Consider the following 23,106-nt stretch of genomic DNA (forward strand, 5'->3'; position numbering starts at 1 on the left):
AATCTATAGAAGCATGGAAGGAAAATAAAGAAAAACTGCCGAATTTAATTATACGGACTATTGAAAGGGGGCCTTATAAGGTATGAAATCTCATGTTCCGATATTTCTGCTAATCATCTTTTTATTTACCAGTGTAGTCCATGGAGAGATAGGCCATCCTGAAGCAAACTTAAAAGAAGGGTATCTTATCGTTGAAGGTACAGGAGTAATACCCACAAATGTTTCTGATTATGCCCAGGCTATAGCTTTAGCACGACTTGCTGCCAAAGTAGATGCTCAAAGAAATCTATTAGAGATTATCTCCGGTCTTAAACTGAATAGTGAAACTTCTGTGGTTAATCTAATAGCCCATGATATAGTTCGTACCAAAGTAGAAGGAATGTTACAGGGAGCACAATTTATCCCCGAAAACGAATATATTCAAAATGGAATTTACCATCTGAGACTAAAAATTAATGTCAAAGATATTAATTCCAGCATCTCTCCAACTCCGCAAACAGAACTCTCCATTATTCCTAAAGAAGAATATACCGGTCTAATTATTGATGCCAGAGGGTTTAACATTACTTCTCCCAACTTATTGAAGATTCGAGACCTTAAGGGAAATTTAATCTATTCAGCCGATCGTGCCCTTTATCAACCTACTGACTCCATCTTTAAAAAGAGTAAAAATGACGCTTTATCCGATCCACGGATTGGTGATAACCCTCTTATTATCAGTGCCATTAAGATTGATTCTTATGATGACTCAACCCTTTTCGTCTCTGAAGGGGACGGACGTCTGATTTTAACTTCTCTCGAAAATACCGATGTATTTTTATTATCAAAAATAGTAGTAATTACCGGGGGGGCTGAATAATGATTAAAAAATGTAAAATAAGTTTACTCATCACATTAGTTTTAGTCTTTATTTTTACTATCTTCACTTTTATAGTTTTTTCTGCTGAAAAAGTAAAAACGATTCGAGTAGAAGCTACAGGTCAGGCTCCCCTCCAATCAGATCGGGGATTAACAAAGGAAATGGCTCTTAAAGATGCCTTCAGAAATGCTTTAGAACAGGCATTAGGGATCCGGATTACAGCAGCTACTGTTATGGAAAATCTAACCATTACCTCAGATCTGGTAATTAGCCAGACCTTTGGGCATTTGCTTTCATATGAAATTATTAATGAATGGGAATCTGAAGATAAATTTTTTATCACCATTTCTGCTGAAGTCAGTTCCGATGCCAGTTGGTGGGCTGAGTTTGAAGGAACTATGGATGTTATTCGTCTTCATTTAAAGGACCCTCTTTTGCAAGAAAGTTATACCATTCCAGACCAAATTCAACTGGGTGCTCTCTACTCTGATCCGCTAATTGTAATTCCTGTCAAAGGTAAAGATTATTACATATTGGCTATTCATGCAGAGAGTAATCAGATTGTGTGGAAAAAGAAACTTCCTGATAAATTAACTACTCCACTAGTCACCGATGGAAAATGGCTTATTGCTATTACAACAAACCAGGTAATTTGTATCAATCTTCAATACGGCTGGATTAAATGGAGACATTCTTTAAAAGAACCTGTTTATCAAACTCCAGCTATTTCAAATGAAACCATCTATATTACTACTCAAAAAGGAAGCCTTTTGGCACTGGATTTAAAAAAAGGAAAGCTTCTCTGGCAAAATCGGACTCTGAGTAGTTTCCTTACTGCACCAAAGGTTGCTGGAGATTATCTTTATTTTGCAGATGGTGATGGTTATATTCATGCTTTCGATTTAAGTATTCAGAGCCGGCTTTTTAAAAAATTGATCAGTCCAAAATTAAAAGTAGCTCCCACGCCCACTCGGATTTTGACCTATCTTAGTTGGAGTGATCAATATGACAGAATAGCAGCCATAAACTCTGTTGATGGAACCATAATCTGGGACTTTAAAGGCCAGCCTTCTTCTACCAATACTTTAGTTCTTTCTCCTTATTTGGCTCAAGATAAAATTCTCTCTGTTTTTATAAATTCAAAAGAAAGTATAATTTATCTTCTTGATGCCAAAACCGGATATCAATACTGGAAACAAAAACTTTCTGTACCTGTAACCGAAATTGCAGGTGTAGGAAATGGACTAATTATCCTCAATACCTGGCGTGGAATCCGAATTCTGGATCTAGAACATGGCAGCCTTCTCTGGAGCAGTAAAGGATCCGGTCTTAAAACCCAACTTTTAGCCAGTGAAGACCGACTCTATTATCTTCATGGGCAAACACTGGATATTTATCACTAAAATTTTGTCATAACCTTGATAAATCAGGACATAAAACAAGCCGTGCCTTTTATTTGAATTGGGCACGGTTTTTTATTATAACAGATCTTAAGATTAAACTGCAAAAAGCTAATTTTGAGCGACATAGAAATTTTTCGCCAAATCATCTTAGCGAGATTTCTGACGAAATAAGGCCTCATCACAGAAGGTGATGAGCTAATCAAGGGCCAGGAGGGCCCTTTGATTAGGAAGCCTTATTTCGGCAGAAATCGAGCTTTAGATGATTCGAAAAATTTCTCAAGAAGCGAAAAATTAGCTTTTTGCAGTTTAACCATAATATAGATTAATACAAAATGTTATCTACAACCTGCAAAAAGTATAATTCCCTGAACATTAAAAAAGCTGTCATACTGGACATCATTAAGAACCAATATTAATTGCAATGGCTTTAAAATCCCCTTCAATGAATTCTAAAATGACTTCTACGTCTGAAACTACTCCCATTTTTTCGGTTATCTCTAATTCTTCTGACTGGCCTAAATAATCTCCCGCATCAATTTTTAAATTTTGATTTACGTCAATCCAGCCAATAACCCGGCCCTTCCCGGGTCTGACTTTTGCTAACTCAAAACTACCATTTACTTCAACCTGAACTACCGGACTTTTCAATTGAGCCCATCCACCTTCAATAGAGCCAAAAAAGACATATGTGTGTTGAAAACGATTCAAAGCAGCAAAGGCATCTACCAGACCATACCCTGTCTCTTCATCATAACCCGGTGGGCCCAGGTCTCTAGCAGTTTCACGTAAAATCAAACGAATATAATCCGGGTCTTTTATTCCATGGGCAATGAGAAGAGCCGCGACTCCACTCACATGGGGGGCAGCCATAGATGTACCCTCCATATAATCATAAGAATCTCCCACCAGACTATCCCAAATAGTACTCAACACCTGGGCTTTTCTTCCAAGCCTACTATTCCCACCTGGAGCCATCAATTCCAATCCTTTTCCATATGATGAATAATAAGTACGTTCTCCATCTGGCCCTACTGAACCCACTGCAATCACTTCTGGATAAGCTGCTGGATAAAGCAAATAATCACTTCCAGTATTTCCCGCTGCTGCAACCAATAAAATCCCCGCTTGAGCGGCTTTTTTAATTGCATAATGAAGATCAGGAAAATCATAAGATGGATTATATCGATCATATGTTCCAAAACTCATGTTAATCACCTGAGCACCATTTTCAATGGCAGCATCAATACCTTTCAAGATATGATAAATGGTCGCACCAGTTTCAGTAAAAACCCGAATTGGTAAAATAGATACATCAGGGGCAACACCTACTACACCATATTGATTTGAAACAGCCCCAATAATCCCCGCCACATGCAGTCCATGTGCATTTAAAGCCGGATTCTCCTCATTATTACCAGTTACATCGATTGCCGGTAATAAATTTGGCAAAAGATCAGGATGGGCGCTGGTATAAAGGGTATCTAATAAAGCTACCACAACCCCAGAACCGGTAGAATACTTCCAGGCAGAACTGACATTGAGCATTTGCATATTCCAGAGCTCAGGCCAATATTCATCTTCTGGCTCTATCCCTAAAGATTGAATCATCCGATTTGGGGTAATAAATTCCACATCTTCAGAAATTTCTGCCATAAATTTTTCACTATTTACCCCGGGCTTGAGTCGGATGGTATAAAATTCACCACCCGACTCATAGACTATCTCTCCCTTTCCTTTTAATTTTTGTACCAACCACTCTTTACCCCTATGGGTTACCAGATTAAATTCACCTTCGACGATTCTGGATTCAAATTCCAAAGGCTTAACTTCAGAAAGGCCTGTTTTATTATTCACGGTATTAATTTCCGGCAGACTAAATTCCCGATAAATCCTGCCGGTAATCTTTTCACTAGCAGGCGCCAGATATAATGGTGGAAGATGCACCGTTTGAGAGTAACGCCCATCAATGGCATGTTCTAAAGTATAGGTCTCGTAATCTGAATGCTTAAATACCAGTCTTACTATACCCTTAGTGGGAGAAACTTGTACCGAAAATCGCCCATCTGCACCTGTTCTCCCAACTAACTCTCCAGTTTTTGTGTAGATTTCTACACCTTTGATAGGCTGTTGAAGAACCGAACTTTCCCGGACCTCTCCCATGAATCGGACAGTATAGAGGTGGATCCCTGAAGAAGTGCAACCGCTTAAGAAAATACAGATAATAATAAGCAAAGTAAAGATTCTTTTAAAATGGCCAGCCACTTTTGCCACCTCCTATAGCTCAAATCCGATCCAGAGAGCCATTCCATCTTTATTTCCCAAAAGGTTACCTATTCCCACTTTACCCCTGATCCATTTCTTTAAAAAACTAACCTCCAGTTGATATCTTAAAAAACTTCCAACAAGATCATCTATCATCACATCTGCACCGAGAATTATTTTACCAAAAGAAACCGGAATTTGAGCTCTTAGACCATTTCTAAAAAAAGAATTATTTGTCTTTAGAAGTCGATATTCTTCCAAACCTACAAGACTCCAGATTTCCCCGTAGGAATGACCTGAAAGACGAAAATCAAAACCCACTCCCACCTGTTGATAATAATCACTAATCTTAAAAATCTCCAGATAAAAACCCTGTGTATCAACAGGGAGAATTTCAATTCTCCATAAATAACCATTCTCGTTTTTTAGAAAAATCTTATTTCCATTTAAAATAATAGAACTTGCTTCTCCTACACTGGAAAGTAAAACAATACAAATAATCACCAGACAGAGAACTAATTTATATTTATCCATTTATTTCTCACCTTTTTTAAGTCAAATTAAACCCCAATGTACTCTAAAACTTCCTCTTTTAATTCTTTCAGAAGTTCTTTTGCATGGGACATACTCTTTCCAATAATGGAAAAATATATTTTAATCTTAGGTTCAGTTCCGGATGGTCGAATAGTAAAACTGCTTTTATCTTCAAATTTGAATTTTAAGACATTTGATTTGGGTAAATCAAGAGCTGTTCTTTTTCCAGTGGGTATGTCATATTTCTCCTGATTTAAATAATCTTCCAGCCAGATAACTTTTCTACTTCCTACTTCTTTTGGAGTTGTTTTTCTCAATTTTTCCATGATTTTTTGAATCTTCTCCTGACCTTCAACACCCTCAAGTTTAATGGAAACCAGATCTTCCATATAGTAACCGTATTCTTCCATCAACTTCATTAACTGCTCATAAAGGGTAATCCCCTGAGCCTTATAATATGCAGCCATTTCACAGATCATAGCAGCAGCTACCACTCCGTCTTTATCACGGGCATGAGTTCCTACCAGATATCCATAACTTTCTTCAAAACCAAAAAGAAATTCATGCTCTCCTGTCTCTTCAAACTCCTTAATTTTCTCACCGATAAATTTAAAACCTGTCAGGGTGTCAATAACACCTACCCCGTATTTTTCTGCAATCTCCTTAACCATATCAGTAGTGACTATTGTTTTAATAATAACGCCATTCGACGGAAGTTTACCTTTCTTTGAACGCTGAGATAAAATGTATTCAGTCAACAATACTCCAACCTGGTTTCCCGTAAGTACAACATAATCTCCATCTTCAGTCTGTTCTACAACTCCAATCCGGTCACAATCAGGATCAGTTCCAATGATAAGATCAGCCTCTTCTTTTTTAGCCATTTCAATGGCCAGATTAAAGGCTTCTTTCTCCTCAGGGTTAGGATATTCTACAGTTGAAAAATCCGGGTCCGGCAATTCCTGTTCAGGCACTACTTTTACATTATTAAATCCCTTTTCAGCTAAAACCCGTCGAACCGGGATATTACCTGTACCATGCAATGGTGTATAAATAATCTTTAAGTTGGCTACATAATCCTGAAAACCCGGATCAATAAAGGAAAGACTTTTTATTTTGTCAATAAATTTGTCTTCAACACTTTTATCAATTATATTAAAGAGCCCCATTTGTTCTGCTTTCTCTCTGGACATAGTCTTAACCTGACTAAAATCAGTTACCTTCTTTATTTCCTCGATAATTAAAGAAGCAAGATCAGGTACTATCTGACCGCCATCTTCCCAATAAACCTTATAGCCATTATATTCAGGCGGATTATGTGAAGCCGTAATAACTACACCGGCAATAGTATTCAATTCTCTTACCGCAAAAGAAAGCATTGGGGTTGGGGTTAATTTGTCAAATATGTATGTTTTGATACCATTGGCATTCAATACCGAAGCCGTTTCTAAAGCAAATTCACTAGAGTAATGTCTGGAATCATAGGCAATTGCAACTCCCCGATTAAGAGCTTCATCACCTAATTTCTTAATATAATTTGCAAGACCCTGAGTAGCTTTACGTACAGTGTATTTATTCATGCGGTTTGTTCCAGGTCCAATTATTCCTCTAAGCCCTCCTGTCCCGAACTCAAGATCACAGTAAAACCTTTCTTTTATTTCGGCCTCATTATCTTTTATTTTTAAAAGCTCCTCTTTTGTCTTTTCATCAATATAGCTACTGTTTAACCACTCATTGTATTTCTTTATATAATCCAAACCAGCTCATCCCCTTTCTCTAATTTTCAGACTTTGATACTCATTGTTAATTTTTACAAATTGACCAGAAATAATACCATGATTTTACTGCAAAAAGCTAATTTTTCACTTCAAAAAAAATTTTTCGAACCATCTAAAGTTCGATTTCAATCAAAATAAGGCGCACTAATCAATGGGCCCTTCAGGCCCTTGATTAGCTCATCATATCCTCATATGAGGCCTTATTTCGACTGAAATCTCACTAAGATAAGTTGACGAAAAATTTCAATAGCGCTCAAAATTAGCTTTTTGCAGTTTAATCATATCATTTAATCCACCTACTTTACCCAAATCAGCTTTACTATAACCCTTAGCTAACAAAGGTGTAATAATCTCATGCTCAAGATCTGGTATATAGCTTTTTAAGATTTTTACCTGACCTGTAAGCTCAAAATTTCCCAAAGTAGCAGGGATTACCCATGTCTCTCCTTTAGCCAGCCGATAATTATCGGTTTTTATCTTTAATTCACCACTTCCCTCTAAAACCATCCAGATCTCGAAACGTTCCGGACTAATCTGGCCTTTCATCCTTTCAACTTTTAATTCTTCCACTGCAAAATAAGGGCAAGCGGTAAGCAGACGGCTCTGCCATCCATCTTTTTTTAGTATAATTCCGGGATGAGGATTGATACCAGTCCGGTTGAAGTCAATTACTTCTAATGCTTCTTTAATATGTAGTTTACGGGGTTTTCCATCCAACCCTACCCGATTCCAATCATAGACACGATAAGTAGTATCAGAGTTCTGCTGGATCTCAGCAATTCTAACTCCTTCAAGAATAGCATGAATGGTTCCTGCGGGAATATAAAAAGCATCTCCCGGTTTGACAGGTACTTCATTCAAACATTCATGAAGAGTCCCTTTTTCAATACTTTTAGCAAACTCAGACCGGGTTACTCCAGGCTTTACGCCCATAATTAATTTTGCACCGGGTTCTGCATCCAATACATACCACATCTCAGTTTTACCCAATTCTCCAGGCTTAACCTGCCTGGCATATTCATCATCAGGGTGAACCTGAACCGAAAGGCGATCACTGGCATCCAGAAATTTGATCAACAAAGGAAAAGGGTCAAACCCTTCCCTGGTTATCCGTTTACCTAAAATTTCTTCAGGATACTTTTGAATGACCTCTTTAAAGGTTTGCCCTGCGAAATCTCCATCCTCCACTATACTCATTTCATCAGGACGACAGGTTAGCTCCCAACTCTCGCCAATAAGCTTTTCTCCGGGCAAATCGCGACCAAAAGCCTCTTCTAACCAACGTCCGCCCCAGATTTTTTCTTTATAGATTGGTTTACATCTAAATGGATAGACCACTACTATCACTCCCTGAAATGAATTTATTATCCTTGAGACAATTCCACCAATTTTTGCGCAAGAATAGCAGTGGGATTAATCAAAACTGGCTCAAGACTTTGATCTTTAGCAATCAATGGTAGTTCAGTACATCCTAAAATGACACCATCTAACTTTTTACGCTGATTCATCTTTGTAATTATATGATTTAACCGTTCCTGAGGTACTATTTCCCCTCTTTTTACACTATAAATCATTTCCATCAATAATTCCATCTCTTCAGAAGTAGGAAGTACTACTTCTACATCGGTAAGATATTTTTCATAAATTCCGGTCTTAAGAGTTCCCGTTGTTCCTAAAAGTCCGACAGTCTGAAATTTCCTTTGTCTAACTTCTGCTGCTGTTTCTGCTAGCATATCTACAATCTCAACCTCAAAACCTTCTCTAATCTCATCAATAAAATAGTGAACAGTATTACAGGGCATTCCTATAATCTCTGCTCCTGCCTCAACCAGGCCCTTAAGCATAGAACGTAAAACAGGGACAGGATTTTCACCGCCATAAAGTATTGCCTCTGTTCGGTCCGGGATAGCCGGATTATTATCTACCAGAACCCGTGGGTAATCTGCTTCCCGTTCCACTTTGCTTAATTTGATAATCCACTGCATAAGATCTACTGTCGCCTGCGGCCCCATTCCACCCAGAATACCAATTATACGTCCCATTTGCTAACTCCTCCATTTCTGGTTAAGTAGAGATCCACTCATAGTCTCAGGCTGTTGAAAAAGGGGAGGTGCACATAACTTACTCCCACAGAGGAACAAAAAAAACTAAATATAATTTCTTCCGCTACCGGACGCTCCGCCATCCTGGCTGCGCGTCCTTAAAAGTCAAGGCTTCCGCCCTCCTGGCTTTAAGCCTTGACTTATACGCTTCAGAAATTATATTTAGTTTTTCTGGCAGTGCACGGACAAGTCTCTAAAAAAGAAAGGTTTGTCAACAAGCTCTAAAGACCCATTCAGGATCTCTTAAAAGTTTCCTGTTGAGAAAAATTTTCCTGCTTCCCAAAAGATGGATGATCAACTAATCCTAATAAAAATCCTGAATAAGCAGCAAATAGTTCATTAACCATCACATGGACATAAAAAGAAATCAAAATAGCAATAATGACTCTTTGAAGTGGTGTCAAACCTTTTAATGCTGCTCTTATAAAAATAAACAATTGCCATCCCCAGAATAAAAGACCTCCAATAATTCCCCAACCAATAAAGATGTTTAAATAATTACTATGGGCGCAGGTTACCTCTTTTGTTAGTGAAGCAGGTTTATATTTATCATAAATCTGGCCAAAATTACCAGGACCTACCCCGAAAAATGGGTGATCTTTTATTATTTCTAACGAGCTTAGCCAAATTTTAATTCTAACACTATGTGCTTTAACATCAAACGCCGAAAAAAAACGGTGACGGGAAAAATAAGCCAAAATTCCAACTATAGAACCAGCTCCAAGAAGTGCTTTAAAACTATATCTCACAACCAGATATAATACAGCAACTAAAGTTCCTACCATAGCTCCTCTTGACGCTGAAATAATTAACCCGCAAATACTTACAATAAACGTAATCACATTTTCAATAACATATTTTTTCTCTTTCCAGTAAATTAGTAAACTACCTAAAGCCCCAACAACCCCAACCTGAAATAAAAGGCCCAGACTGTTATCAGCTACATATAAGATCTCTCCCCGTTCACGGGGACCAAATTTATCCAAAATACGGACTTGACCAATCGATAACTCCAGGTTAAATATTTTAGCGATAATAGCAATTATGGAAAGAATCATTACTCCCCGAATTAAATCCTGTACAAAGGTTTCCGGGTCCTGGATAACCCATCTCCCTAAAATATAAAGCCAGATGAAAACAAAAGGAATAAAATAACTGGATATAGCCACAGATTTGTTAATTGAAAAAACTATACTTATTATTCCAGAAACAGCTAGAAAAAGCCAAAAATATAAATTTGCTTTATCTGATTTAATTTTGGCAATTAATCCTCGCGTTCTTCTGGCACTTAAATAAATTAAACCAACTAAAGTAAAAACCGGATTTATAGCCAAGGTTAGTCCAGTAAATCTTTCAATCCAATTTTTTTTCATATAGCCTCTATTCACCTTCCTTATCATCCAGATTAATCAGCTGTTATCTTATAATATATTCTCGATTTCAGTAAGATTTCCTTCTAAAAAAATAAACACCCAGTTGGGTGTTTTTGATCTAAACAACTGTTTGAGACTGATTTTGTTCTTTCATTGTCTTCACATATTCTAAGAAAAACGCCAGAAACACACCAACAAATAATCCAAGAAATCCGGCTAAAAGTACGTTCAATTTTACATTAGGGCTTATGGGGTTGGGATTTGAATATGGAGCAGAAACCACCTGAAACGGTTCAATGGAACGGTTCGAATATATGGCATTAAACTTTATACGTAATTTATTTAAGTCGTTAAATAACTTATTAGTGTTTACTTCTGTTGCATCCAGATTTTTGTTGACCTCTGTTAGAATCACTTTATATTCCTCTAAAACCTGTTCTAACAATTTAATCTGATTCTTTAATTTAACAATTTCTAATTTAATATTTTTTTCTTCCGTCTTAAGATCTGTATAATTTGGGTTTAATTCTTTATATACAAATGTTTTTGGTTCAGTTGTATCTTTTGGTACAACTTCAACCTCAATAAATTGACTTTCCTTTAAAAGAAGCTTCTTAATTTCCTCTAAATTTTGCTCTTCTTTAGCCAATTTAGTCTGAGTTGTACTGATATCATTTTCTAAAGTAGCAATTAACCTTGTTCCCTCTTCTTCAATCAATTTTAATCTGGCAATAGTTGTCCATTTTTGCAATAATTGAGGTGCTTTTGAATCAAATGTATGAGTATAAACAATTTGAACGAGCCCATTTACTTGAGTAAATGAAAGACTATTTTTTAAATCAGGAATATCGGATAGATTCTTTGTAATTACCTGAATTACCTCTGGATAAAAAAAGTGAGATTTCAAGTACTCCAATGGAATTTCTTTTTGATCAGGAAGAAAGTTTTCATTTAATCTAATCCACATTTCTGTCTGATACTGTTTGTCAATAAAAAAAGCACTAAATACATAACTCATTATAACAGATACAAATACAATCCCAATAATCAACATTTTTCTACGATTTAAAGTCTGAAGAAGCTCCCAAAGATCGATTTCATAAGTTTCCATCAAATAGTTCACCCTCTTCTTATTCAATTAATAAACCTCTTTTTTAAAGTACTACATAAACATCAAAAACCCTCTTTTATAAAAGAAAATTAAGATACAGGAGGAGAAGTTTTTCATTTTTAAAAAGGAAAAACTTCTCCTCCTAATTATATGACAAATTTCTTTCATCCCTTGATAATACTAGCATTGACCTCTTTTTCATCTTCTTTCATATACTCTTTCAAAAGGACTATAAACACACCAACCATCAAAGCCAATATTCCAGACATAACTATATATAGTTTTGCATTCCTTCCAATAGGTTTTGTTGGTGGAACAGCTTCAGCAATAAATTTTACATCACTGGTTTTCTCTGCTTCGGTGATTCGCGCCTCTTCTACTTTTTCTGCCAACATATTATAGGTTTTCTGAATGTCATTCACCTGTTGTGTCAATTGTTGTTCTATAATCTCATCCTTCCAGATACGATCTTGCAGTTCCTTTATCTCCTGCTCTAACGAAGCTCTAAGCTGTTCATAAAAAGCAACCTGAACTTCCAGGGAATCTACATTCAATCCGCTTTGTAATAACCTGGATTTAAGATCCTGATATACATTGGCCTGTTCTTCATAAAGCTGTTTGTAATGAGCAAGGTCGGTATTTAGTCTATCTAATGTTTGCTGCCATTGTTTCAATGTATAATTGAGTTCGTTTATTTCCCTTTCCTTCTGGGCTACTAACTGTTTATAATGTGCAATTTGTTCAGGAATGCTTTGCACCAATACCTCGTCATCTGCCAACTTGTTCTTTAATTTTTGATAAATGGGATTGACAATCTCATTAGAGAGCTGCAAATCCTGTAAGGCCTTGATTTCTTCCATGCTCAGTAGACTCTGCCAGAAAGCATCTTCTGTTATTGCTTTTTTCAAGACCCATCTTTCCGGTTCTTTTTCAAGAAGTGATTTTAATTTTTCAATCTCAATTTGTTTTTCCTTTAATGTTGCCTCAAGGGATAAGACCTTTTGTTGATAACTCTTTAATTTATCACTCTCTACCGCAATCTTCTGCTGCAATAGATCGAGATCATGCTCTTTCTGGTATGTAAGTAAGGCTTGCTGAATATTTAAATAATTTTCCCGTGCTTTCTCTAAAATTGGATATTTACCACCTTCCATGGAAGTGCTTAAATCTCCCAACCATCTTCCTTCCTTTTCCATACCCGCCAGTGTCTTTTGTAACTGCTGATATTTGGCCTTCTCAGAGCCCAACTGGGTCTTTAAATTCACAAGCATATCGGTGTATTCAGAGAGACGCTCCATCTTTATATCTAACTCAGCCTTAGCCAGGTCAAGCCGGGCTTTTTCCTTAAACTTTCTCAACTCCTCTTTCACCTGGGTAAGCTTGCTTTTAGTAACTTCAAATTGGCTCTGGATAACAGTACTAACTTCCTGTACCTCACTTTTTCTTATTTGTTTACTAATCTCCATAAAGTTATTGGCCCAGGCATTGGCTATATCACTGATCAATTTCGGGTCAGTTCCTTTGACTTTTAAGATCAACACCGGTACATAAATCTCCCGGTTGTTATCGTCAACCTCATACTGGCCCTGGACAGTGACACTCATCATCCCTTCTAAATCTGAAGGATGAAAAGGTTCACCATTATCATGTTTAAGGTCGAGTTCCTCAATAATCCTGGCTTTTATATAATCTGTCAATAATAAATTTTTATAAGTTTCAACTGGAAGAGTTGAAACCTGTAAAGAAGTAGTGTATTTGGGAGGCAAAATTAACAAAGTGGCCCTAGCCTCATACTGTGGTTCGAGCATAAACACACTATAAAACCCAGCCACTAGAACAGCTACAATAAATAATCCAATAATGAACCATTTACCATTCCATACTACTTTGATAAGCTTTTTTAAATCTATTTCATATTCATCATAATATCTTTCCTCGCTCAATATTTAATTCCCTCCTTACTTTTATCAGAAAAGGAAGAAAAGTTTTCTCCTTACTAAAAGGAGATTCTTTTCTTCCTGTCTATATTAAATTATTAAATGATCAATGAGGTATCCTTTTCTGACCTACTTTCAAACTCTTCTTTCATCTGTTCATAGCCTTTACGTCCTAAAATTCCGTATGTATAATTTTTACCCAGTTCAACACCTGGTTGATCGAAGGCATTGATATTAAAAAGCTCTCCGGCAAAAGCAGTTTGTACTTCCAAAAGTTGAATAAGCTGACCTACTGTAAAGGCATTAATTTCTGGAATTATAATAGTACAGTTCAAACGATTGTTTTTGGTCAAAGCCATTTCGGTAGCCTGTTTTTCAACGGTAATTAATTCATTCATAGTATGGCCACCAAGATAAGATAATCCATCTATCTCTTTATAACCTTCGGGAATGGTAACTTCTTTTCTAAACCGTTTAACTTCAAGGAAAGTAATTACTTTATCAAAAGGACCTTCCATATACAACTGAACCTGAGAGTGTTGATCTGTTGCTCCCAGAGCTTTTACTGGGGTTGGTCCGACATTTACAACCACGCCTTCTCGATTTAACTTTTTCCCGAGAGATTCTGCCCAGAGTTGAGCATACCAATCAGCAAAATCTTTTAAAGCTGAAGAATATGGAAGCATAACTGAGATTGTCTTACCATCCTGATAAGCCAGATATTGCAATGTTGCATTGAGATAAGCTGGATTTTGCCAGATATCTTCATTCTGACAGATCTGATCCATGTATTTTGCTCCTGCCAAAAGTTCACAAATATCTATACCCACAAATGCTGCTGGTAATAATCCTACAGGACTTAATACAGAAAATCTTCCACCAACATTTTCCGGAATAAAGAAGGTTTTTATTCCCTCAGCTTTCGCTATCTTAATTAAATTTCCTCTATCCTTACTGGTGGTAAAGACCAGATGGTCAGTGGCTTTCTCACCCAACTCATCTTCAAGATGCTTTCTAATAATCATATATTGGGTCATGGTTTCAGCAGTTCCACCAGATTTAGAGATAACATTAAAGAGTGTCTTTTTCACATCAACTTGCTCTAGAAATTCTCCAAACCATTCCGGATCTACATTATCGAGGACATATAATCTGGGTCTACCCTGACGCAATTCTGCACTTTCGTTATAGTAGAAAGGGTTTAAAGCACGCTGTAAAGCAATCATTCCCAGGGCAGAACCGCCAATTCCAAGGACAACAATATTTTCAAACTTACCTTTATTCTCTTCCACATAAGCTAAAATCTCTTCAACTACTTCTTTTTGGTTGTAGGGAAGTTCCATAAAACCTAACTTGCTAGTCTCTCTGGCTTTAACTAAAGCCTCATGAGCAGCTTTTAACTGATCACTCAACTGCTCAATTCTTTCTTTTGTAAGACCATGCTCTTCGCCGACTTGAGCAGCAAACATGTTGTTGACATCCAGACGTATTCTCATCTTTTCTTGCCATTCTTTGTTTTGATAGTAATGCATCTTTTTCCCCTCCCTTATATATCATGTATCATACAATTAAATTATTTATCAAGGACAAAAAACCAGGTATCAAATCAATCTATATAGACTATTCGTTAATATTTATCAATTTCCTTTTTACCTATCAAACTTCATTCACGATAGTCCAAAGGTTTATATTTATTTTTTTATTTAAAACCGTCTGGGTTATTCTTATGCCAGTTCCAGGCTGTTTCAATAATTTTTTGTAAGTCACCATATTGCGGTTTCCACCCCAACTCTTTTCTAGCTTTTGCTGAACTAGCAACCAATATGGCAGGATCACCTGGTCTCCTCTCAGATTCATTCACCTTAAAATCTCGACCTGTTACTTTTTTAACCATATCAATTACTTCTCGAACCGAATAACCCTCACCATTACCAAGATTATATATTTTACTTTCTGATCCTGCCAATAAAGCCTCTAATGCAAGGATATGAGCCTGAGCAAGGTCGCTAACATGAATATAATCTCTAATGCAAGTACCATCCCGGGTTGGATAATCTGTTCCAAAAATACTTATTGATTCTCTTTTTCCTAATGCAGTATAGAGAACCAAAGGAATTAAATGAGTTTCGGGAGAATGATCTTCTCCAATCTGCCCAGATGGATCAGCACCACTAGCATTAAAATATCTTAATGTAATAAACTTCATACCATATGCGCGATCATAATCTTTTAACATCTCTTCGATTACTAATTTAGTTCTCCCATAAACATTGGTTGGATTTGTTAGTGTTTCTTCAGTAATTGGAATTCTATCTGGTTCGCCATATACTGCTGCTGTAGAAGAAAAAACCATATATTTAATTCCATTTTTTCGCATAACTTCAAGTAAATTAATTGCATTTCCTACATTATTCTTATAATATTTTGCAGGGTCTTTCATCGATTCACCAACTAAACTATCTGCTGCAAAGTGCATAACCCCTTGAATATCATATTCCCTACAGACATGTTCTAATTTGTCAGTATCATTTAAATCTCCCACAATTAACTTGCCAGCTAACACTGCCCCACGATGACCTTTTTGTAAATTATCATATACTATAATGTTATGATTAGTTTTAGATAACTCAAGTACCACATGACTTCCTATATAACCAGCACCACCAGTAATTAAGACATTCATTTTTTTTACCTCCCCTGATATTGTCTGTTCCGTCAAATTTTATCCCTTTTTCAAGGGGCAAAAACTTCGAGCTAACCCCATAATATTGGAGATTATGCTATAAAAGATTCCATTTTCACAGAATTATTTTTAAATGCTTCATAAAACTTTACCGGAGGCATATTTCGGATACTTCCATGCCTTCTTCTTTCATTATAATACTTCATATAATTACTTACTATGTCATATACTTCCATAAAACTTTTAAACTCATTACGACTATAACATTCTTCTTCCAATATTGAACGAAATGCCTCTATATGTGCATTCATATTCGGGGTTTTTACAGGAATTCTTTCATGTTCTATACCTAATTCCTTACATAAGCTATCAAATTCATGCGAAATAAACTGAGAACCATTATCTGTCCTTACTTTTGGCATGTCCATTCTTTTTACTATACACCTTTTTCTTAATGCATTTTTTAAAACTCTACAAGCATCTTTTGCTTTACAAGATAATCCTAAATGATAATCTATTATTGAACGGTCGAAAACGTCTATTAGTGATAGTTGAAAGAAAGATTGATCAGTTCCATAAATATATCCATATTTTATATCCATTTCCCATAGTTGATTTGGTGAATGTATCTTTTCTCTTTTTGCTAACCGACGAGGATACCTTTGTTTAATTTTCCTCTGTGGCCTTAAGATACTCAATTCTTTGCATAGCCTATAAACCTTTTTATGATTAATTTGAAGATCATAGTCTTTTTGAAGACATACTGTCAGTTTACGATATCCATAAGGAAACCCATCTCCAGCAACCAACTCACATAACCATTTCTTAATTTGCTCATCAGAAATTTTTACATCTTTCCTGGTAAAGGAGTAACCAGGAATTGGTCTTCCTGAAGGTTTTCTAATACCAGCCTATTCTTTTGGTTTTCTTGTTATGTTCTCATAATATGTAGATGAAGATAAGCCGACAAAGCCTAAAACCAGGCTGGTCTTATATCCAAGTTCTATCCATTTCTTTGCTATGGCGACTTTGTCGGCTATTGAGGGTTTACTTTATCTCTAAGGTCCCTAAGAATTGCCAGTTCTAATTCTTTCTCAGCGAGAAGTTTTTTCAGCATATCATTCTCAGTACTTACTTTTTCTAATCTTCTCAAAACTTCTAAATACTGTTTTTCCTTGTCTCTTGGAAAAGATTCTGTAGAACCTTTTTGACGACTGGATTTAATCCAGCTATAAACAGTTTGCCTTGAAATTTCATGGCGACGTGCAACTAATGCAATATTACCAACCAATCGACATTCTTCAATTATTTGCTGTTTGAATTCATCAGAATATTTTTTACGTTTCATGAATAATACCCCCTCTATCATTATTATATCATTTTCATACTTTATCTCCAAACCTATTAGGGGGCTATTATTAGGGGGCTATATAGTATACTACCAGACGGACAAACTTTACTAATGCCCAAAATCGAAGTAGACACATACTGGACAAGTCTACCCGATGAGCCGGAAGTTATTTATCGAACTTTATAAAAAACATGGCGCCAGCGAGCAATTTCATAGTGAGATAAAAACAGATTTAGATCTGGAAAGACTGCCGAGCGGCAAATTTGCTACCAACAATCTGATTTTACATCTTGGTGTACTGGCTTATAACATATTGCGAATAATAGGCCAAATGATGGTTTGTTCTACGAAAACTCCTTTGCGTAAAAAAGCCCAACGCAGACCTATTAGAACAGTCATTCATAATTTGATTTATTTAGCATGTCGTTTGGTTTACCATGCTCGGCAATATAAACTTTCATTTGGGCGTCATAGTCCATGGTTTTTAGTTTTTAAGGAGATTTATCAAAAGCTATCTTACGTATGATTAAACTGCAAAAAGCTAATTTTGAGCACTATTGAAATTTTTAGTTAAACCATCTTAGTGAGATTTTAACAAGCAGATAAAGTTAGAAATTGACTTTTTATGGATCTTTTATAGATTTCGGAAAAAGGTAGTATTTTATTGTCTTTTTTGAGACTAATAAAATAGTAATATATGTTTATTAATAATCAAATTACTTTATTGCTATATTTTGTCTTATAGACCTTCATGATGCTTTTCGCATCACCAGCTGAACTATGAAAACTATACTTTGCCCAACAATTGTTATATAATATAAATCGAAGTTAGAGATAGAGACCGGGTCTAACTGGTACTGTGAGTCCGACTCATAGACGGGTCCGACAACTTACATGTATCACTGATTGTCGCTTCCTTTTTTAAGGAAAGCACGCATAATAGATTGTTTTTATAAATTAAGTTGTCACTCTAACTTCATTTTTTTTCTTTAATTTTCTTCCGGAAGGTGATGCATATGCAAATACTTCATGAAAGATGTTGTGGTCTTGATGTCCACAAAAAAAGTATCACTGCCTGCATCATTACTCCTGAAGGCAAAAAGATTAGAACTTTCGGCACCATGACGGCTGATATTTTAGAACTTGTAGACTGGATTAAGCAAAATAAATGCAGCTGTGTGGCAATGGAAAGTACAGGCGTTTATTGGAAACCCATCTACAATCTTTTGGAAGTTGAACAGATTGAAACACTTGTTGTAAATGCCAGACATATCAAGGCGGTTCCAGGGCGAAAGACTGATGTTAAAGATGCTGAATGGATTGCTGAACTTTTGCAATATGGCTTATTAAAAGGCAGCTATATCCCCAGCCGTGAACAAAGAGAACTTCAAGAATTAATTCGCTATCGTCGCAGTTTGATTGATGAACGTTCCAGAGAGGTTAACCGGCTTCAAAAAATTTTAGAAGGTGCTAATATCAAACTTTCTTCTGTCGCTACTGATATTTTGGGCAAATCTGGACGTAAAATGCTTGAACAAATTATCAATAGTGATAAGCCCGATCCAAAAATTATTGCGCAATCAGCAAAAGGTAAACTACGAAATAAAATACCTCTTTTAGAAAAAGCATTACATGGACTTATTGGACATCATCAAAAAATGATTTTATCTGTCCAACTGAGGCATATTGACTTTTTAGATCAACAAATTGAAGAGCTTAATCTTGAAATAGAAAGACGCATGCGCCCTTTTGAAGATTGCCTGGAGCTTTTAGATACTATCCCAGGAGTTGGAAGACGCATTGCTGAACAAATTATTGCAGAAATCGGTGTAGATATGAGTAGATTCCCTTCATCCAAGCATCTGGCATCATGGGCCGGGATAGCTCCAGGCAACAATGAAAGTGCCGGAAAGCGAAAATCCGGACGAACGACAAAAGGAAATAAGCACCTTCGATCAACATTAGTTGAAGCTGCCAGGTCTGCCTCTCGAACAAAAAATACTTATCTTTCCGCCCAATACCGCAGACTTGCCGCCCGCCGCGGGTCTAATCGCGCCTGTATAGCTGTTGCCCACACAATTTTAACAATTGTTTATCACATTTTAAAGAAAAAACAGCCGTATCAAGAACTTGGTGCCGATTATTTTGAAAAAAGAAAGGAAAGTAAAATTGTAAATAACTTGATTCGTAAATTAGAAAGATTAGGCTATAGTATTAGCATTAAGAAAAAAAGTGCATAAAAAATTTTATATACAAATATAGACCTAGAGTTCTGTTAAATTTTGGAATAACAGAACTTAGGAGGGTTTTTTTTCTTTAAAATTGGTTTTCAGAATAGAATAGATAACTTAATATTGCAGCGTTAGCTATTACTGTTGCTACTACTATTTGAACAAGTTCTTCTATACTGGCAAATTTCCATAAACTTTTATAAAATTTAAAGTAGTAAAACACAATTATTTTAATAGTAGTTATAGCCAAAATATTATCTAAGTACTTAGAAAAATATTCAGAAGATAAAACCCCCTCAAACCTTAAGTAAAAAGCTAGATAGAAAGCTAAATTTATTAAAATTATGTCTATTATAATGAGATATATGGTTGTTATTTTTTTGCATCATTAAAATCCCTTTTATAATTTAGTTTTTTAAAAAAACTAATCTTTAAACTGTTTAATCACTTTATTTATCAATAAGGACGTCTTCTTACTAACCCCTCCACTTCATATATTTCATATTTGACATATACCCTAACTATATGATTAAATTGTTTTTTATATTTATGTATTTGCTGTACTTCTTTTTAATTTCTTTTTTAATGCAATCACTATAATATCCACTTCTTCTATCTTCATAAAGTAAATAATGATAAAGTATACTATTGCACCTATACCAATTGAAGTTAATAAAGATAAATTAGCACCTATATAGTTTAATAAAATGTTGTAAGAAATTTTAGCAATAAGCCCCATCACCAATGAAGCACATAAGACTTTTATAAATGAAATGGTTATGTGCTTCATACCGAATGGGCCTATTTTCTTTCTTAGACTAATAAATAATAATACCGTACAAAATATAGCCGATATACTTGTTGCTAATGCAAGTCCACCTATACCTAAAAACTTGGATAAAATTATGTTTAAAATGATATTCATAACCATAGCTATAGCTGCATTAATCATAGGTGTCTTTGTGTCTTGTAAAGAATAAAAGGCTCTTGATAAAACTTCCCTTAAACCAAAACCAATCATACCTATAGAATAAAAGAACAAAGCATAAGAAGTCATAGATATAGCTTGTACATCAAATGCACCTCTTCCAAATAACAATCTTACTACCGGCTCTGCAAATATCATAGCTCCTACTGTAGCTGGTAGGACTAATAAGTTGACAGAACTTATAGCCTCTGCTAAAGATTTTTTTAGTCCGGTCATATTATTTTCTGCAACCATTTTGGAAATCATGGGGTACATAACAGTAACTATAGATAGTACAAATATACCTTGTACAAATCCATTAAGCCTATTGGCATAGTTAAGAGCTGATATTCCCCCTGTAGCTATCTGAGAAGCTAAGGTTCTATCTACTAAGATATTTATTTGATTTACTGATACTCCTATTATTATTGGAAGGGCTATATATGCCATGGTTTTTATATATTCATCTTTTATATTTAAAATAAACTTGTATCTATATCCTTTTTTATATGCAAACGGTAATACTAAAAGCAATTGAGATGCGATAGCTATTACGCTACCTATTGATAATACTAAAATATTTGCTTTAGAACTAATAAATATTGATAATATTATGAAAAAATTCATTGGAAAACCAACTAATGCCGTTATAGTATAGTCTCCTTTTAGTTGAAGAAACCCATTGAATATATATATAAGGCCTGTAAAATATATGCCTAGTAAGCTAATCTTTGTAAACTGTACTGCTAATGTTAAAGTTTCTGCTTCAAAACCTGATGCAAACACCTTAACTATTTGATTTGTAAATAAAAATCCTAAAATAATTATAACAGTACATATAACTATTAATATGTTTACCAGATTGTTAGTATATCTGTTAGCATCTTCCACTCCATTGTTACTTTCTATTTTACTATACATAGGAATATAACCTGTAGATATACCTGTTCCTATGAAAGAAAAAATAACCATGGGTATTGTAATAGATATTAAATAGGCATCACTAATGTTTGATGCCCCATAAAAATATGAAAGGGTTATATCCCTAGCAAATCCAAATATTTTAGAGAATATGGTTATTAACATTAAAAGTAATGCAGTTTTTCTCATTGAATTACCTCATCTCATCTTATCAATTTAAAATTAAAATCTTGCTTAATTTTAGTAGTAGATATTCCTGGTGTTCTTGGAAGATATATAACTTCACAATATTCCTTTAAAAAATCAAACTTCCCAGTCCAGTCATCTCCCATAACAAATATATCAACTTTATATTCTATAACATCTTTAATCTTTTGTTCCCAACTTTCTTCAGGTATTACTAAATCTACATACCTAATTGATTCTAATAATGCCTTCCTCTCTTCATATGAAAAATATGATTTTTTACCTTTAATGCTATTAAAACTATCAGTTGATAATCCTACAATTAGATAATCTCCTAACTGTTTAGCTCTACGAAGTAAATTAATGTGTCCATAATGTAGTAAATCAAAAGTTCCATACGTTAAAACTCGCTTCATTCTTCATCACTCCCGAAATCTATTTCTATAATACCATGTCGGTTATATCTTTTATTTTCTGGTGGTGGCTTCATATAATCACCATAAAAATGCGTAAGATAACTATGATAATCTTTTGGACACAGAAAATCTTTATTTTCAAATTTAATAGTAGTTAAATCCTTAATCCATTCTCTTTTTATACTTTCTTTTTTATAACCATATGAACCTCCGATAGCAACAATCAAATCAGTGTTCATAGTATTATATTTTTTCATTTCCTTTTCTAACAATTTTTTCATTTTATTAATTGATATGAATTTAGTTATAAAGTATAAAAATTTATAAATTATTTTTTTTATTTTTCCACCGTCTAGCCACACTTCATATCCAAGTTTAGAGAATATAAGTCTCTTTAATAAATAAATTTTTATACTATGAACTTTTCTTGCAATTAAATTTTCTGGAACATTATCAAATGGAAATATGTCAATATAAATTCCTTTATGTCCTTCTACTTTAGATGAATTTTTCTCAACAAATCTTGTCCCATTTTTCCTTATTTTCGCAAATGGTTGACCAAAATTAATATCTTCATCCCAAGTTTGCAAAACATATTTTGATGAAAGTTCTGTTTTAGCAATTGTTATAAATTTTTCATAATCTTCACGCAACATTCCTATATCCATATCATCATCCCAAGGAATAAATCCGCCATGCCTAACTGCGCCAAGCAAAGTACCCGCTATTAAAAAATATTTTATATTATATAAATCACAAATTCTTTTTACTTCTAACGCCATTTCTAATTGAACTCTATGCACTTTATCCAATTGTTTTTGTATTTTTATAACCTCTTCCATATTAACATAACTCCTTTCCAGACTTAAAAAATATTCGAGGTATCCCATAACACTTTTTAAGTGTAAAACTTATTAATCTAAAATAATAACTAATGGCGATGCTCTTTTATTTCTTCTCCTTCAATATACTTTCATTATTATTTTCTTTGC

Annotated in this window: 16 protein-coding genes and 2 pseudogenes; 4 read left to right on the forward strand and 14 right to left on the reverse strand. The window is 35.0% G+C overall.

Translation table 11 applies throughout. The annotated features are described in order from the left end of the window. Nucleotides 1-82 precede the first annotated feature (82 nt). Complete coding sequence (locus BBF96_RS11320) at nucleotides 83-859, forward strand: LPP20 family lipoprotein (RefSeq protein ID WP_127017259.1); 777 nt, start codon at nucleotides 83-85, stop codon at nucleotides 857-859. Continuing rightward, entirely contained in the window at nucleotides 859-2,262 is a 1,404-nt protein-coding gene (locus BBF96_RS11325; protein WP_127017260.1) for an outer membrane protein assembly factor BamB family protein, read from the forward strand. Before BBF96_RS11320 ends, BBF96_RS11325 begins: the two co-directional genes overlap by 1 nt. Before the next feature lie 399 nt (nucleotides 2,263-2,661). Here BBF96_RS11325 and BBF96_RS11330 read toward each other — a convergent pair whose 3' ends face one another. From BBF96_RS11330 to BBF96_RS11380, 11 genes and pseudogenes are all read right to left on the reverse strand, one after another. Next, entirely contained in the window at nucleotides 2,662-4,524 is a 1,863-nt protein-coding gene (locus tag BBF96_RS11330; protein ID WP_127017261.1) for a S8 family serine peptidase, read from the reverse strand. Between the two features lie 12 nt (nucleotides 4,525-4,536). After that, nucleotides 4,537-5,058, reverse strand: coding sequence for a hypothetical protein (locus BBF96_RS11335; protein WP_127017262.1), 522 nt, complete (start codon nucleotides 5,056-5,058; stop codon nucleotides 4,537-4,539). Between the two features lie 26 nt (nucleotides 5,059-5,084). Beyond that, complete coding sequence (locus BBF96_RS11340; RefSeq protein WP_127017263.1) at nucleotides 5,085-6,815, reverse strand: phospho-sugar mutase; 1,731 nt, start codon at nucleotides 6,813-6,815, stop codon at nucleotides 5,085-5,087. A 264-nt stretch (nucleotides 6,816-7,079) separates the two neighbouring features. Further along, on the reverse strand, nucleotides 7,080-8,174 hold the full coding sequence (locus tag BBF96_RS11345) for a type I phosphomannose isomerase catalytic subunit (protein ID WP_127017264.1): 1,095 nt from the start codon (nucleotides 8,172-8,174) through the stop codon (nucleotides 7,080-7,082). A gap of 26 nt (nucleotides 8,175-8,200) precedes the next feature. Next, entirely contained in the window at nucleotides 8,201-8,878 is a 678-nt protein-coding gene (cuyB, locus tag BBF96_RS11350; RefSeq protein WP_127017265.1) for a cysteate racemase, read from the reverse strand. A gap of 293 nt (nucleotides 8,879-9,171) precedes the next feature. Next, nucleotides 9,172-10,311, reverse strand: coding sequence for an O-antigen ligase family protein (locus BBF96_RS11355; protein WP_164731026.1), 1,140 nt, complete (start codon nucleotides 10,309-10,311; stop codon nucleotides 9,172-9,174). 118 nt (nucleotides 10,312-10,429) lie between these two features. Next, on the reverse strand, nucleotides 10,430-11,422 hold the full coding sequence (locus BBF96_RS11360; RefSeq protein ID WP_127017267.1) for a Wzz/FepE/Etk N-terminal domain-containing protein: 993 nt from the start codon (nucleotides 11,420-11,422) through the stop codon (nucleotides 10,430-10,432). Nucleotides 11,423-11,586: 164 nt separating this feature from the next. Further along, on the reverse strand, nucleotides 11,587-13,365 hold the full coding sequence (locus BBF96_RS11365; RefSeq protein WP_127017268.1) for a GumC family protein: 1,779 nt from the start codon (nucleotides 13,363-13,365) through the stop codon (nucleotides 11,587-11,589). A gap of 92 nt (nucleotides 13,366-13,457) precedes the next feature. Then, complete coding sequence (locus tag BBF96_RS11370) at nucleotides 13,458-14,891, reverse strand: glucose-6-phosphate isomerase (protein ID WP_127017269.1); 1,434 nt, start codon at nucleotides 14,889-14,891, stop codon at nucleotides 13,458-13,460. 167 nt (nucleotides 14,892-15,058) lie between these two features. Further along, complete coding sequence (galE, locus tag BBF96_RS11375) at nucleotides 15,059-16,042, reverse strand: UDP-glucose 4-epimerase GalE (RefSeq protein WP_127017270.1); 984 nt, start codon at nucleotides 16,040-16,042, stop codon at nucleotides 15,059-15,061. Between the two features lie 92 nt (nucleotides 16,043-16,134). After that, nucleotides 16,135-17,390 (reverse strand): annotated as a pseudogene (locus BBF96_RS11380) (IS3 family transposase). Nucleotides 17,391-17,486: 96 nt separating this feature from the next. Here BBF96_RS11380 and BBF96_RS11385 point away from each other — a divergent pair. Both BBF96_RS11385 and BBF96_RS11390 read left to right on the forward strand, forming a co-directional pair. Then, nucleotides 17,487-17,919, forward strand: a pseudogene (locus BBF96_RS11385) (transposase); the annotation flags it as partial. Between the two features lie 490 nt (nucleotides 17,920-18,409). Further along, the gene (locus tag BBF96_RS11390; protein WP_127017271.1) at nucleotides 18,410-19,633 is read left to right on the forward strand and encodes an IS110 family RNA-guided transposase; all 1,224 of its coding nucleotides are present in this window, start codon (nucleotides 18,410-18,412) and stop codon (nucleotides 19,631-19,633) included. A 538-nt stretch (nucleotides 19,634-20,171) separates the two neighbouring features. Here the strand turns inward: BBF96_RS11390 and murJ are convergent. Genes murJ through BBF96_RS11405 form a run of 3 tightly spaced genes read right to left on the reverse strand, consistent with a single transcriptional unit; the run spans nucleotide 20,172 to nucleotide 22,956 of the window. Further along, nucleotides 20,172-21,701, reverse strand: a complete 1,530-nt coding sequence (murJ, locus tag BBF96_RS11395; RefSeq protein ID WP_127017272.1) for a murein biosynthesis integral membrane protein MurJ — start codon at nucleotides 21,699-21,701, stop codon at nucleotides 20,172-20,174. A 14-nt stretch (nucleotides 21,702-21,715) separates the two neighbouring features. Further along, the gene (gene tagD / locus BBF96_RS11400) at nucleotides 21,716-22,114 is read right to left on the reverse strand and encodes a glycerol-3-phosphate cytidylyltransferase (protein ID WP_127017273.1); all 399 of its coding nucleotides are present in this window, start codon (nucleotides 22,112-22,114) and stop codon (nucleotides 21,716-21,718) included. Further along, nucleotides 22,111-22,956: a LicD family protein gene (locus tag BBF96_RS11405; protein ID WP_164731027.1), complete on the reverse strand. Its 846-nt coding sequence runs from the start codon at nucleotides 22,954-22,956 to the stop codon at nucleotides 22,111-22,113. Before BBF96_RS11405 ends, tagD begins: the two co-directional genes overlap by 4 nt. Nucleotides 22,957-23,106 lie beyond the last annotated feature (150 nt).

Source organism: Anoxybacter fermentans (genome assembly GCF_003991135.1).
GTDB lineage: Bacteria > Bacillota > Halanaerobiia > DY22613 > DY22613 > Anoxybacter > Anoxybacter fermentans.

Coding starts and splice junctions, on each gene's coding strand:
- galE (WP_127017270.1), bottom strand. CDS start 16,042: ATGAATGTCTTAATTACTGGTGGTGCTGGTTATATAGGAAGTCATGTG.
- BBF96_RS11405 (WP_164731027.1), bottom strand. CDS start 22,956: ATGGAAGAGGTTATAAAAATACAAAAACAATTGGATAAAGTGCATAGA.
- BBF96_RS11320 (WP_127017259.1), top strand. CDS start 83: ATGAAATCTCATGTTCCGATATTTCTGCTAATCATCTTTTTATTTACC.
- murJ (WP_127017272.1), bottom strand. CDS start 21,701: ATGAGAAAAACTGCATTACTTTTAATGTTAATAACCATATTCTCTAAA.
- cuyB (WP_127017265.1), bottom strand. CDS start 8,878: ATGGGACGTATAATTGGTATTCTGGGTGGAATGGGGCCGCAGGCGACA.
- BBF96_RS11360 (WP_127017267.1), bottom strand. CDS start 11,422: ATGGAAACTTATGAAATCGATCTTTGGGAGCTTCTTCAGACTTTAAAT.
- tagD (WP_127017273.1), bottom strand. CDS start 22,114: ATGAAGCGAGTTTTAACGTATGGAACTTTTGATTTACTACATTATGGA.
- BBF96_RS11390 (WP_127017271.1), top strand. CDS start 18,410: ATGCAAATACTTCATGAAAGATGTTGTGGTCTTGATGTCCACAAAAAA.
- BBF96_RS11355 (WP_164731026.1), bottom strand. CDS start 10,311: ATGAAAAAAAATTGGATTGAAAGATTTACTGGACTAACCTTGGCTATA.
- BBF96_RS11335 (WP_127017262.1), bottom strand. CDS start 5,058: ATGGATAAATATAAATTAGTTCTCTGTCTGGTGATTATTTGTATTGTT.
- BBF96_RS11325 (WP_127017260.1), top strand. CDS start 859: ATGATTAAAAAATGTAAAATAAGTTTACTCATCACATTAGTTTTAGTC.
- BBF96_RS11370 (WP_127017269.1), bottom strand. CDS start 14,891: ATGCATTACTATCAAAACAAAGAATGGCAAGAAAAGATGAGAATACGT.